13 protein-coding genes are annotated in these 12,475 nt (G+C 48.7%); 6 read left to right on the forward strand and 7 right to left on the reverse strand.

Annotated features, from left to right (window positions below; all coding sequences use genetic code 11):
* Positions 1 to 112: 112 nt before the first annotated feature.
* The 3 genes from sdaA to pabB form a co-directional block, all read right to left on the reverse strand.
* Positions 113 to 1,477 (reverse strand): L-serine ammonia-lyase, encoded by a 1,365-nt coding sequence (gene sdaA / locus EFER_RS06390; RefSeq protein ID WP_015953349.1) that lies wholly within the window; start codon positions 1,475 to 1,477, stop codon positions 113 to 115.
* A 183-nt stretch (positions 1,478 to 1,660) separates the two neighbouring features.
* Positions 1,661 to 2,239, reverse strand: coding sequence for a CoA pyrophosphatase (locus EFER_RS06395; RefSeq protein WP_000456805.1), 579 nt, complete (start codon positions 2,237 to 2,239; stop codon positions 1,661 to 1,663).
* 2 nt (positions 2,240 to 2,241) lie between these two features.
* Positions 2,242 to 3,603, reverse strand: a complete 1,362-nt coding sequence (gene pabB / locus EFER_RS06400; protein WP_000855131.1) for an aminodeoxychorismate synthase component 1 — start codon at positions 3,601 to 3,603, stop codon at positions 2,242 to 2,244.
* A 73-nt stretch (positions 3,604 to 3,676) separates the two neighbouring features.
* Between pabB and EFER_RS06405 the strand changes: the two genes are divergently transcribed.
* Both EFER_RS06405 and EFER_RS06410 read left to right on the forward strand, forming a co-directional pair.
* Complete coding sequence (locus EFER_RS06405; RefSeq protein WP_000457334.1) at positions 3,677 to 3,856, forward strand: YoaH family protein; 180 nt, start codon at positions 3,677 to 3,679, stop codon at positions 3,854 to 3,856.
* Positions 3,857 to 4,353: 497 nt separating this feature from the next.
* Positions 4,354 to 5,253 carry a hypothetical protein gene (locus EFER_RS06410; protein ID WP_000608284.1) on the forward strand — a complete coding sequence of 300 codons (900 nt, stop codon included), beginning with the start codon at positions 4,354 to 4,356 and terminating at the stop codon, positions 5,251 to 5,253.
* A gap of 155 nt (positions 5,254 to 5,408) precedes the next feature.
* Here EFER_RS06410 and EFER_RS06415 read toward each other — a convergent pair whose 3' ends face one another.
* The 4 genes from EFER_RS06415 to EFER_RS06430 form a co-directional block, all read right to left on the reverse strand.
* Complete coding sequence (locus EFER_RS06415; RefSeq protein WP_002432110.1) at positions 5,409 to 5,708, reverse strand: DUF1889 family protein; 300 nt, start codon at positions 5,706 to 5,708, stop codon at positions 5,409 to 5,411.
* A gap of 261 nt (positions 5,709 to 5,969) precedes the next feature.
* Positions 5,970 to 6,314, reverse strand: coding sequence for a RidA family protein (locus tag EFER_RS06420; RefSeq protein ID WP_000152605.1), 345 nt, complete (start codon positions 6,312 to 6,314; stop codon positions 5,970 to 5,972).
* Between the two features lie 252 nt (positions 6,315 to 6,566).
* Positions 6,567 to 6,779: a hypothetical protein gene (locus tag EFER_RS06425; RefSeq protein WP_000859107.1), complete on the reverse strand. Its 213-nt coding sequence runs from the start codon at positions 6,777 to 6,779 to the stop codon at positions 6,567 to 6,569.
* Positions 6,776 to 6,988 (reverse strand): DUF4177 domain-containing protein, encoded by a 213-nt coding sequence (locus EFER_RS06430; RefSeq protein WP_000666189.1) that lies wholly within the window; start codon positions 6,986 to 6,988, stop codon positions 6,776 to 6,778. The genes EFER_RS06425 and EFER_RS06430 overlap by 4 nt, the downstream gene beginning before the upstream one ends.
* A gap of 296 nt (positions 6,989 to 7,284) precedes the next feature.
* On the opposite strand from EFER_RS06430, the gene EFER_RS06435 reads away from it, so the two are divergent.
* The 4 genes from EFER_RS06435 (at position 7,285) to fadD (ending at position 12,458) form a co-directional block, all read left to right on the forward strand.
* Positions 7,285 to 9,195 (forward strand): ATP-dependent DNA helicase, encoded by a 1,911-nt coding sequence (locus EFER_RS06435; protein WP_000128869.1) that lies wholly within the window; start codon positions 7,285 to 7,287, stop codon positions 9,193 to 9,195.
* Positions 9,196 to 9,252: 57 nt separating this feature from the next.
* Complete coding sequence (tsaB, locus tag EFER_RS06440; protein ID WP_001221006.1) at positions 9,253 to 9,948, forward strand: tRNA (adenosine(37)-N6)-threonylcarbamoyltransferase complex dimerization subunit type 1 TsaB; 696 nt, start codon at positions 9,253 to 9,255, stop codon at positions 9,946 to 9,948.
* Positions 9,949 to 9,986: 38 nt separating this feature from the next.
* Positions 9,987 to 10,568 carry a Slp family lipoprotein YeaY gene (yeaY, locus tag EFER_RS06445; protein WP_000290586.1) on the forward strand — a complete coding sequence of 194 codons (582 nt, stop codon included), beginning with the start codon at positions 9,987 to 9,989 and terminating at the stop codon, positions 10,566 to 10,568.
* Positions 10,569 to 10,772: 204 nt separating this feature from the next.
* The gene (gene fadD, locus EFER_RS06450; protein ID WP_002431578.1) at positions 10,773 to 12,458 is read left to right on the forward strand and encodes a long-chain-fatty-acid--CoA ligase FadD; all 1,686 of its coding nucleotides are present in this window, start codon (positions 10,773 to 10,775) and stop codon (positions 12,456 to 12,458) included.
* Positions 12,459 to 12,475 lie beyond the last annotated feature (17 nt).

Here is a 12,475-nt window from a genome sequence, read left to right on the forward strand (position 1 = left end):
GTATGGCTACAAATGCCTGACGCAACAGTGGAAGTGTAGTGGGGAAAATTACAGCAGACGAGAAAGCAGGGGTAAATTCGCCCATCCGTTGCAGATGGGCGAAGGAAAAGTATTAGTCACACTGGACTTTAATCGCCAGACCACCGCGAGAAGTTTCACGGTATTTAGCGTTCATATCTTTCCCGGTTTCATACATTGTTTCGATGACCTTATCCAGCGAGACGCGCGGTGCACTGGTGCGGCGTAAGGCCATGCGTGCGGCATTGATCGCTTTCACAGAGGCAATGGCATTACGCTCAATGCACGGCACCTGAACTTGTCCAGCAACCGGGTCGCAGGTTAAACCAAGGTTGTGTTCCATGCCAATTTCTGCCGCTACGCAAACCTGTTCCGGGCTACCGCCCAGCAGTTCTGCAAGACCCGCAGCAGCCATTGAACAGGCAACACCCACTTCGCCCTGGCAACCGACTTCCGCACCCGAGATAGAGGCGTTCATTTTATAGAGTGCGCCAATCGCGCCCGCAGCCATAAAGTAGCGGGTATAGATATCCGGGCTGACAGATTCAATAAAGTGGTCATAGTAAGCCAGTACCGCCGGAACAATACCACAAGCACCGTTGGTTGGTGCAGTCACCACGCGGCCACCTGCGGCGTTCTCTTCGTTCACCGCCAGCGCAAACATGTTTACCCAGTCGATGACATTCATCGGATCGTTAGACAGTTTATCGCTGGAAACCAGCATCCGGCGCAGCGCCGACGCACGGCGGGGAACGCGCAGCGGGCCTGGCAATACCCCTTCGGTGTTCATGCCGCGATCGATACAAGCCTGCATGGTTTGCCAGACATGAGCGAAAAACTCGTCGATCTCTTTCTTGCTGTGCAATGCCAGCTCATTCTGCATAGCCAGGCCGGAAAGGGAATAACCGGTCTCATTGCAGTAAGCCAGCAGTTCGGTGGCGGATTTGAACGGATACGGCACACTGACTTCGTTGGCGGCATCATGACCAAAATGTTCTTCATCGACGATAAAACCGCCGCCGATGGAATAATAAGTTTTGCTGTAAACAACTTTATCGCCATTATACGCGTGGATCTGCATCCCGTTTTCATGCAGCGGCAGGTTGCCGTTATGAAAACGCATCCCGTTGTCACGCGGAAAATCCACTTCATGCCGACCCTGTGCCAGCAGCAAACGTTCGCGCTCTTCTACGTCGCGAATAAAACCGGGAATACTGTCGATATCCACGGTAGCAGGTTCGTTACCTGCAAGCCCCATAATAATGGCGATATCGGTATGGTGGCCTTTACCCGTCAGCGACAGTGAACCATAAACGTCCACGGCAACGCGGGTAACGCTATCCAGTAAGCCTTTTTCGACCAGATCATCGACGAACTGTTTACCTGCCTTCATAGGCCCTACAGTATGGGAAGATGAGGGACCAATCCCCACCTTAAACATGTCGAATAGACTAATCACGATAATACTCCTGACAAGGTGACTGGGCTTCCAGTAACGAGCTAATTACAGCGCATAGTGTAAGAGGGAACGCGGCGATCAGTTTAACTATTCACATGAATTAAACTAATCAAAAACCGCGATTTAACTAATATTGCGATGATTGTCTCAAGTAGTGTTTTGTGCGTGTAAAGATAAGTATAGTCAGGGTTTAACACCAATTTGCAGCGCCAGCTCACGAATTATGCCTGCTGTCATTCCCCATACAAAATAGTGTTCATACCAGGAAAGCCATACCCGATGTGAATCACCACGGCGGTAGATATCTAAAGGGTGATAACGGCCCAGATGAAGCGCCTGAGCGAGGGGCATTTCAAACACTGCGGATACTTCATCTTCGCTGGCATGATAGGGTAAATCTGGGGGAATAATGCCGACTACTGGCGTTACCTGGTAGCCAGTGACGCTATCGACTGGCGGTAGTACGCCTATAACCTCGACCGAGGAAGGCGGAATAGCAACCTCTTCTTCAGCTTCGCGAAGCGCGGCGGCAATGACTGATGTGTCGGTGTCATCAACCGCACCGCCAGGAAAAGCCACCTGTCCGGCGTGTTTACGCAGATGAATGGAGCGTTGGGTAAGCAATAACCCTGGCTGTGGTCGGCGTACAATGGGGATCAACACGGCAGCCTGACGATGATTTAACGTTTCCCTGTTAATTTGCGGGCGCAAAAGTTGAAAGCGCGATAAAAAATCATCAAGCGTCAGGCTACTGTATTCCACGTTTATTTCTCCAGTTGACGTAGGATCTTATTAACTTTATCAAAAGTTTCCTGATATTCCGCTTCTTCCTGGCTATCAGCGACAATACCACCGCCAGCGGAACAGTAAATTTGCCCGTTAACCGCCGTCAGCGTGCGGATGGTGATGTTGGTGTCCATGTTGCCGCAAAAGCTCAAATAACCAATGCTGCCACACCAGGCGTTGCGTCGCTGCGGTTCCAGTTCGTCGATAATTTCCATAGCCCGTACTTTCGGTGCACCAGTTATTGAGCCTCCTGGGAAAGCCGCGCGCAGCAGATCGCTGGCGTGTAACTGTTCTGGTAGCCGCGCCGTTATGGTGCTGACCAGATGATGCACGGCAGGGAAGGGTTCGACCACGAACAGCTCTGGTACTTTTACCGAACCGGCTACGGCAACGCGACCGATATCATTACGCATTAAATCAACAATCATCAGATTTTCAGCGCGATCTTTGGGGGAGTTCGCCAGTTTCTCTGCCTGCTTGCTATCTTTCTGAGGGTCGGACAGGCGTGGCAGCGTGCCTTTAATCGGGCGGGTCTGAATTTCACTATTATCGCAAAGGATAAACCGCTCTGGCGAAAGGCTTAAAATCGCGCCCTGTTCAAGACGCAAAAAAGCACTAAATGGCGCGCGGTTGGCCTTATTAAGCTGAACGAATATTTGCCATTCATCACCAGAATAGGTCGCTTGAAAACGCTGGGCAAGATTCACCTGATAGCAATCGCCGCTGTGCAGATATTCCTGTACCTGGCGAAATTTTTCGCCGTACTGCTCGCGGGTCATATTGGATTGCCAGGCAGAAGTGAGCTGGAAATCAAGTTTTGACGTGATTTGCTGGCTTTCAAGCCAGTCCAGGCGGGCATTGACATCAAAATGGCTGAGCAGAGAAATTACCTGACGCTGATGGTCGACAATCAGCGCCCAGTCGTAGATACCCACTGCCATATCAGGCAGATCGAGATCTTGCTCCGCAATTTCAGGCAATGATTCAAAACGGCGGCCTAGATCGTAGCCAAACAACCCCAGTGCGCCGCCCTGAAATGGCAAATCTTCGTTATGTGTTGGACAAATGTTGGTGCGGTCCAGCACCTGCTGGAGCACCTGTAGCGGGTCATCGGTAGTAGTTGTGCGTTTTTCGCCTTCACTAACAACGGTTTCTTTACCGAAAGTGGTTAAAGTGCAAATCGGCTCGGCCACCACAATATCGAAGCGACTATGCGGATGATCGGCATAACCAGAATGTAAAATCATCGCCCATGGCAGGTGGCTTAAGCGGGAGAAATAAAATTCAGCGGCGTCCTGACGCCAGGGTAAAGTAATCACAGCGGGAGTTAACGTCTTCATCAGTCCTGACTCTACTGGCTATGTGCCGGGTAGCATGAAATAATTAGCGCCAACAATTTAGCAGGAGTTAACAATGTTTGCAGGTTTACCTTCACTCACCCATGAACAGCAGCAAAAAGCCGTCGAGCGGATCCAGGAACTGATGGCGCAAGGGATGAGCAGCGGCCAGGCAATCGCGCTGGTGGCCGAAGAGCTGCGTGCCAACCACTCTGGCGAACGAATTGTGGCGCGTTTTGAGGATGAAGACGAGTAACGTTATGCGTCAGGTTGTAAGTATGAGAGGGAATTTATTATGGAGAGTCTGGTGGCATTGGCGGGCGTGAAAGTCGCACATGAGGAACCGGATTATTTGCTTTTCTAAGTCAAATCAATGTTGATAGCGCACTGGATCTCAGAGACGACTCACCATTTGATGAACGCTGGATGTGCGAGTTTAATGCCGTCCAGCGAAGAGTCTTTTCTGAAGAAGTAATTAACGTAATAGATACATTACGTGAGAGATCTTTCAAATTGGCTTTTCGTATAACGGGAAACAGTGATATTTCCGCCAGAATATCTGATGATATTGAGTTGATTAGCAAACGTATGGTCATGGGGGATCAACAATCCTGGGCGGTGAAGGGATTATGGTCCTGTTATTGCAATGGGCTGTTTCCGTGTCATATTTAAAGCCGTAATACATACTTAAGTAAATTTTTTCACGGATGATTTGTTGATAAAAATAATAAATCATAATACAGGAGGTAGTAAATGATAAATATTCCTTTAACCGCAATGGGCCATCAGCCTTGCGGTGAATTTGTTTCTTGTTCCGTCAGTTTTAATGGGCAAATATCTGTACTGGAAGTCGATCAGATACCTGAACGTATCCAGGGGATATTTGTTTCGACAATAACGGAGGAAAGAACCTGGTACATTACGCTATATGGGATAAGGCCTCATTATGCGAGAAAGATTAATATTCACGATGCTTATAACTTCCACAAAATACAGGTTATTGACAACCAGCATATTTTATTAGTAGGTGCCCGGAGTCGGTTTGAAAATGGCGAGGGGGAGAAAAATGCAGCCATTTACACCATGGATGGAAGACTGGTACGGCGATTTACATTGGGCGATGGCATCGAGGATGTCAGTGTGACAGAAAAGGGAGAAATATGGGTAAGCTACTTTGATGAAGGTGTCTTTGGAAATTATGGCTGGCAGATCCCTATGGGACAAAACGGTTTGGTAAAATATGATCTCTACGGTAATGTTTTATGGGAACAGAATGAGTTTTGTATTTTTGATTGCTATACATTAAATGTTGATAATGCGGCATCTGTTTGGTTTTATTATTATGCGGATTTTGAACTTGTTCATATAAAAAATAGTACCTTCACACGATATGAAATTCCCGTTGAAGGGATGAGTTGTTTTGCTGTTTGTTTACCATGGATCATTGCTGATAACGGCTATCAACAATCTTATTCCTTTTCTGTGTTCAGGCAAGACGGACAGCGATTTAAAAAACATGATGATATTGTATTTACACAGCCTGGTGGGCGGCAAATCGACCCGGTTTTCAGGAAGATGCGTGGCAAATGGATTTTAGTAATGACTGAAACAGAACTCTATTATGGAGAGATCGCACCGTCGATATTTTATTGATATGTCCGCTCTATCACTGTACTTCTTGCACGCGAGATTGCAGTGGGCGCACTGATAAAAAGAAGAACAAGAGAGTTGTATGATGGCAAAAAAATGGACGCTTTTCTGATTTAGATGAAAGCGTCCATGTCGATTTCTGCTGATAGAGAGTTAAACTATACCAGCGCTTTGAGTTCGTCATGCATATATGACGTAAAATATTCCGGGTTTTTTATCACCACACGCTCACCAGACTCCATTTTTTTTGCCCAGCGAACCATCTTCTGTGTGAACTCAGGGTTCCATCCTTCCTCGTTCCCTCGCGCAATGATGTCGTCGGCACTCGCGGGTACTCCCAAATCTTTCAGACATTTAAAGATTCCCTTTGCAGTGCTTTCATTCATAGAACTTGGCGTTGATGCTGATATATCCATGGCACCAATGAAATCCAGGGCTTTATCTATTACAGCAGGCATATTCTTATCCTTAAAATTAACCACGTAATCAATAAGTCTATATGACCTCAAATTGCCTCTAAGATCAAAGGGATTATAAACATCTATCATGCGCTAGTCTGTTGACATCTGTGTTTTTTGCCGAACACAGTGAGGCGCGACACAGTTTAAGCCTGTTTTATTGCGCCCGGAACGAGGGATAACAGAGTGGGTTCGCGAAGGACTGACCGAATCCTGCAAAATCGGTCAGTATTATCTGGTTATTTTCTGCGCTGGAATAACTTAAACCGCAGCAACAATCTTAATTTCAACTTTATACTGTGGATTCATCAGTCCCGCTTGTACCGTGCAGCGCACCGGAGCATGGCCTGCGACAACCCATGCATCCCATGCTTTATTCATTGCTGCAAAATCACTTTTGTCAGCCAGGAAAATGGTGGCATCCAGAATGCGTGACTTACTGCTTCCCTGTTTTTCCAGCACGGCATCGATTTGCGCAAGGGTATTGGCAGTCTGTTCGAAAGCGTCGGCGTCAAGGTTTTCCGGCACACCAGTGTAGTAGAGGGTGTTATTGTGGATCACAACATCAGACCAGCGGGCTTCGGCGTCGATACGGATAATGGTCATGAGAATCTCCATTGATATATTCATCAACCACTAAGACTGCCATATCTTAACCTTTTCGTCATTGCTGCTTATGTTGATTGGTTAAAAAAGACTCAGCAATGGTGCGCACTACTCGAATTATTTAGAGTTATTGGTGAATAAAAGTAAAAAAGCACCATATCGTTTTTTATTACGTATAGGGTGCTTAATCTTAAAGACAATTATATTCGTCATACTTCGAGTGGCATGTGCTGCGACTTGAATTATTGAGTATTAATCAATATAACCATCTTTTTTCATTTGCTTTTCTTCACAATACTCACGGCGACAGAGGCCAATGACCAGCACGATAACATCAATAACACCAGCAGTTATAGATATTTTAACAAAGGTGACTGCGCGTAACGGCGTAACCCAAAGTTGAAATAGCGCCAGTACTGACCAGAGAACCAGGATAGTCAGGCAAATTATTGATGTGGTTTTCATAGGTCTCTTTCGAGGATGACGACGTAAGCTTCACGACGGAAAAACAACAGCATACGACGCATATCTTTTTCCATTGTGATTACACGCCATCCTTCCTGGGCATTTTTATTGAGAAAAATTGAAAATTTAACGGGATCGACTTTAGAAGCACCGAAAAGAATACTCCCTAACATCCCTTCCTGATAAATGACGGCTTTATACTCTTTCACTCTCTTATCCTTGAATTACATATGAAAGTTGTGTGATTAAACTACTCCTTGCCGTTGCAAATGGTAATTGATAAAGCTTTAAAAAGAAATATCTCACGACGATTAAATATATATAGATTGTGGTGATATTTAAAATGCCTGGATATTGTTAAATAATATTATTTGCGATAATTATAAAGACTAAACATAAATAAAACGTTATTTACTCATCAAAGTACGCTTCTGCAGAGAAAGGCAACCGTGGCATAAAGCCTGCGACCCTGACATAATCCCTGTTCAAATCAACAGGGGGTAGTGTGACAGACGATTTTGCACCAGACGGCCAACTGGCAAAAGCGATACCAGGCTTTAAGCCGCGTGAACCACAGCGACAGATGGCGGTAGCCGTCACCCAGGCGATAGAAAAAAGCCAGCCGCTGGTGGTGGAAGCAGGAACCGGTACGGGCAAAACCTACGCTTACCTGGCCCCTGCGCTGCGGGCGAAAAAGAAAGTCATTATCTCGACCGGCTCAAAAGCGTTGCAGGATCAGCTCTACAGCCGCGATTTGCCAACGGTCTCAAAGGCGTTGAAATACACGGGCAACGTGGCGTTGCTGAAAGGGCGCTCAAACTACCTCTGCCTCGAACGTCTCGAACAGCAGGCGCTGGCGGGCGGCGATTTGCCAGTACAAACCTTAAGTGATGTGATCCTCCTGCGCTCCTGGTCTAATCAGACGGTAGATGGTGATATCAGCACCTGCGTCAGCGTGGCGGAAGATTCACAGGCGTGGCCGTTGGTCACCAGCACCAACGACAACTGTCTTGGCAGCGATTGCCCGATGTATAAAGATTGCTTTGTGGTTAAAGCACGCAAAAAAGCGATGGACGCCGATGTGGTGGTGGTGAACCATCATCTGTTTCTCGCGGATATGGTGGTGAAAGAGAGCGGATTTGGCGAACTTATCCCGGAAGCAGACGTGATGATCTTCGACGAAGCCCACCAGTTGCCGGACATTGCCAGCCAGTACTTTGGTCAGTCACTCTCCAGTCGACAACTGCTCGACCTGGCAAAAGACATCACCATCGCCTACCGTACCGAATTAAAAGATACCCAGCAGTTACAAAAGTGCGCCGACCGTCTTGCCCAGAGCGCGCAGGATTTTCGCCTGCAATTAGGTGAGCCAGGTTATCGCGGCAATTTGCGCGAACTGTTAGCCAATCCGCAAATTCAGCGGGCATTTTTACTGCTCGATGACACCCTTGAACTTTGTTATGACGTAGCGAAACTGTCACTGGGGCGTTCCGCCTTGCTGGATGCAGCATTTGAACGCGCCACCCTTTATCGTACGCGGCTTAAACGGCTGAAAGAGATTAATCAGCCGGGTTACAGCTACTGGTACGAATGTACCTCGCGCCATTTCACTCTCGCGCTGACGCCGCTAAGCGTTGCGGATAAATTCAAAGAGTTAATGGCGCAAAAGCCAGGTAGCTGGATCTTTACCTCGGCAACATTGTCTGTGAATGACGATCTGCACCATTTCACCTCGCGGCTTGGGATAGAACAGGCGGAGTCGTTGCTGTTGCCAAGCCCGTTTGATTACAGCCGCCAGGCGTTACTCTGTGTGCCGCGCAACCTGCCGCAAACCAACCAGCCGGGTTCCGCGCGGCAACTGGCGGCAATGCTGCGACCGATCATCGAAGCTAACAACGGTCGTTGTTTTATGCTTTGTACCTCGCACGCCATGATGCGCGATCTGGCTGAGCAGTTCCGCGCCACCATGACGCTTCCCGTGTTGTTGCAGGGGGAAACCAGCAAAGGCCAACTGCTACAGCAGTTTGTCAGCGCCGGTAACGCGCTGCTTGTGGCGACCAGCAGTTTCTGGGAAGGTGTGGACGTGCGCGGTGATACGCTGTCGCTGGTGATTATCGACAAGTTGCCGTTTACCTCGCCGGATGACCCACTGTTAAAAGCGCGCATGGAAGATTGCCGTTTGCGCGGTGGTGACCCGTTCGATGAAGTGCAGCTGCCAGATGCCGTCATTACTCTCAAACAGGGAGTAGGGCGACTGATTCGCGACGCCGACGATCGCGGCGTGCTGGTGATTTGCGATAATCGGCTGGTGATGCGCCCTTATGGTGCGACGTTCCTTGCCAGCCTGCCGCCCGCGCCGCGCACCCGTGACATTGCCCGTGCGGTTCGTTTCCTTGCGATACCATCCTCCAGGTAATTTGTTACGGAGTATGGTATGATGCGCGCCTTTTTATTGATCTAAGCACGAAGACCCATGCGAATTCTGGCTATCGATACCGCGACAGAGGCCTGCTCTGTTGCCCTGTGGAACGACGGTACTGTCAACGCTCATTTTGAGCTTTGCCCTCGTGAACATACTCAACGAATCTTACCGATGGTGCAGGAGATCCTGATCACCAGCGGAACTTCCCTGACTGACATAAACGCTCTTGCTTACGGGCGCGGCCCCGGTAGCTTTACCGGCGTGCGCATTGGTATTGGCATCGCGCAAGGGCTGGCGCTTGGCGCGGAGCTGCCGATGATTGGCGTCTCCACGCTAATGACGATGGCGCAAGGGGCGTGGCGCAAAAACGGCGCAACCCGCGTGCTGGCAGCCATTGACGCGCGAATGGGCGAAGTTTACTGGGCCGAATATCAGCGTGATGAAAACGGCATCTGGCACGGTGAAGAAACCGAAGCCGTACTCAAACCAGAACTCGTTCATGAACGGATGCAACAGCTTTCCGGCGAATGGGTGACCGTAGGGACAGGCTGGCAAGCCTGGCCGGATCTCGGTAAAGAGAGCGGGCTGGTTTTGCGCGATGGTGAAGTATTACTGCCTGCCGCCGAAGATATGTTGCCCATTGCCAGCCAGATGTTTACTGAGGGTAAAACGGTGGCGGTGGAACATGCCGAGCCGGTTTATTTACGTAACAACGTCGCGTGGAAGAAACTTCCTGGCAAAGAATGAATCTTAAGTGTATGCCCTGAGAAAAAAGGAGTCGCATCATGGCGGTTCAAAAGAATGTTATCAAAGGCATACTGGTCGGTACGTTTGCGCTCATGCTGAGCGGTTGTGTCACTGTGCCGGACGCCATTAAAGGCAGTAGTCCAACACCACAGCAAGATCTGGTACGCGTGATGAATGCGCCAGATTTATATGTTGGTCAGGAGGCGCGTTTTGGCGGCAAAGTGGTTGCGGTACAAAACCAGCAAGGGAAAACCCGCCTGGAAATTGCGACCGTCCCGCTGGACAGCGGAGCAAGACCAACTCTGGGAGAATCTTCTCGCGGTCGCATTTATGCCGATGTGAACGGTTTTCTTGATCCGGTCGATTTTCGCGGACAACTGGTCACGGTTGTCGGGCCAATCACTGGTACAGTGGATGGCAAAGTAAATAACGCACCATATAAATTTATGGTTATGCAGGTAACGGGTTACAAACGTTGGCATATCACTCAACAGGTGATTATGCCGCCGCAGCCAATTGATCCATGGTTTTACGGTGGACGTGGCTGGCCCTATGGTTACGGCGGATGGGGCTGGTATAATCCGGGCCCTGCAAGAGTTGAAACAATTGTAACCGAGTAACAACCTGTTTTTAAAGAAAAAGAAACAGCGGCTGGTCCGCTGTTTCTGCGTTCATACGGCAACTATAAAAATAAATAGTGACGCGCTTCGCAACCTTTTCGTTGTCTAATTATCAAGCTGGTAAGATGAGTTAATATTATGTTAATAACATGTTTATCACTTGGGGTTGCGATGACGACGAACACGCATTTTAGAGGTGAAGAATTGAAGAAGGTTTGGCTTAACCGTTATCCCGCGGACGTTCCGACGGAGATCAACCCTGACCGTTATCAATCTCTGGTAGATATGTTTGAGCAGTCGGTCGTCCGCTACGCCGATCAACCCGCGTTTGTGAATATGGGGGAGGTGATGACCTTCCGCAAGCTGGAAGAGCGTAGCCGCGCATTTGCCGCTTATTTGCAACAAGGCCTGGGGCTTAAAAAGGGCGATCGCGTTGCGTTGATGATGCCTAACTTATTGCAATATCCGGTAGCCCTGTTTGGCATTTTGCGTGCCGGGATGATTGTCGTGAACGTCAACCCGCTGTATACCCCGCGTGAGCTTGAGCATCAGCTTAACGATAGCGGCGCATTGGCGATTGTTATCGTGTCTAACTTTGCCCACACACTGGAAAAAGTGGTTGATAAAACTGCTGTTCAGCACGTTATTTTGACCCGTATGGGCGATCAGCTATCTACGGCAAAAGGTACAGTAGTCAACTTCGTTGTTAAATACATCAAGCGTCTGGTACCGAAATACCATCTGCCAGATGCGATTTCATTTCGTAGCGCCCTGCATAACGGCTACCGAATGCAGTACGTCAAACCTGAACTGGGGCCGGAAGATTTAGCTTTTCTGCAATACACCGGCGGCACAACTGGCGTGGCGAAAGGCGCGATGCTGACTCATCGTAATATGCTGGCAAACCTGGAGCAGGTCAATGCGACCTATGGGCCGCTATTGCATCCGGGCAAAGAGCTGGTAGTAACGGCGCTGCCGCTGTATCACATTTTTGCACTGACCATTAACTGCCTGCTGTTTATCGAACTGGGTGGGAAGAACTTGTTAATCACTAACCCGCGCGATATTCCTGGTTTGGTGAAAGAGTTAGCAAAATATCCGTTTACCGCTATCACTGGCGTAAACACCTTGTTCAATGCGTTGCTGAACAATAAAGAGTTCCAGCAGCTGGATTTCTCCAGTCTGCATCTTTCTGCAGGCGGTGGTATGCCTGTTCAACAAGTGGTGGCTGAACGTTGGGTGAAACTGACCGGACAATATCTGCTTGAAGGTTATGGCTTAACCGAATGTGCGCCATTGGTAAGTGTTAACCCGTACGATATTGATTACCACAGCGGCAGTATCGGCTTACCTGTACCGTCAACAGAAGCCAAACTGGTGGATGACGATGATAACGAAGTACCACCGGGTCAACCGGGTGAGCTTTGTGTCAAAGGACCGCAGGTGATGCTGGGCTACTGGCAGCGTCCGGATGCCACTGATGAAATCATCAAAAACGGTTGGCTACACACTGGCGACATTGCCGTAATGGACGAAGAAGGTTTCTTACGCATCGTTGATCGCAAAAAAGACATGATTCTGGTTTCCGGTTTTAACGTCTATCCCAACGAGATTGAAGATGTCGTCATGCAGCATCCGGGCGTACAGGAAGTCGCGGCTGTTGGCGTACCTTCTGGTTCCAGCGGTGAAGCGGTGAAAATCTTTGTGGTGAAAAAAGATCCTTCACTTAACGAAGAGGCCCTGGTGACATTCTGCCGTCGACAGTTAACTGCATACAAAGTACCGAAGCTGGTAGAATTTCGTGATGAGTTGCCAAAATCAAACGTCGGAAAAATTTTGCGGCGAGAATTACGTGACGAAGCGCGCAGCAAAGTAGACAATAAAGCCTGAGCGTTAAAAATGACAAA

This window comes from Escherichia fergusonii ATCC 35469 (assembly GCF_000026225.1).
GTDB lineage: Bacteria > Pseudomonadota > Gammaproteobacteria > Enterobacterales > Enterobacteriaceae > Escherichia > Escherichia fergusonii.

What these genes read in the sequence shown, in the direction of transcription:
- pabB (WP_000855131.1), bottom strand. Translation starts at nt 3,603, where the DNA reads ATGAAGACGTTAACTCCCGCTGTGATTACTTTACCCTGGCGTCAGGAC.
- tsaB (WP_001221006.1), top strand. Translation starts at nt 9,253, where the DNA reads ATGCGAATTCTGGCTATCGATACCGCGACAGAGGCCTGCTCTGTTGCC.
- EFER_RS06420 (WP_000152605.1), bottom strand. Translation starts at nt 6,314, where the DNA reads ATGACCATTATCCGTATCGACGCCGAAGCCCGCTGGTCTGATGTTGTG.
- EFER_RS06425 (WP_000859107.1), bottom strand. Translation starts at nt 6,779, where the DNA reads ATGAAAACCACATCAATAATTTGCCTGACTATCCTGGTTCTCTGGTCA.
- EFER_RS06415 (WP_002432110.1), bottom strand. Translation starts at nt 5,708, where the DNA reads ATGCCTGCTGTAATAGATAAAGCCCTGGATTTCATTGGTGCCATGGAT.
- EFER_RS06405 (WP_000457334.1), top strand. Translation starts at nt 3,677, where the DNA reads ATGTTTGCAGGTTTACCTTCACTCACCCATGAACAGCAGCAAAAAGCC.
- yeaY (WP_000290586.1), top strand. Translation starts at nt 9,987, where the DNA reads ATGGCGGTTCAAAAGAATGTTATCAAAGGCATACTGGTCGGTACGTTT.
- EFER_RS06410 (WP_000608284.1), top strand. Translation starts at nt 4,354, where the DNA reads ATGATAAATATTCCTTTAACCGCAATGGGCCATCAGCCTTGCGGTGAA.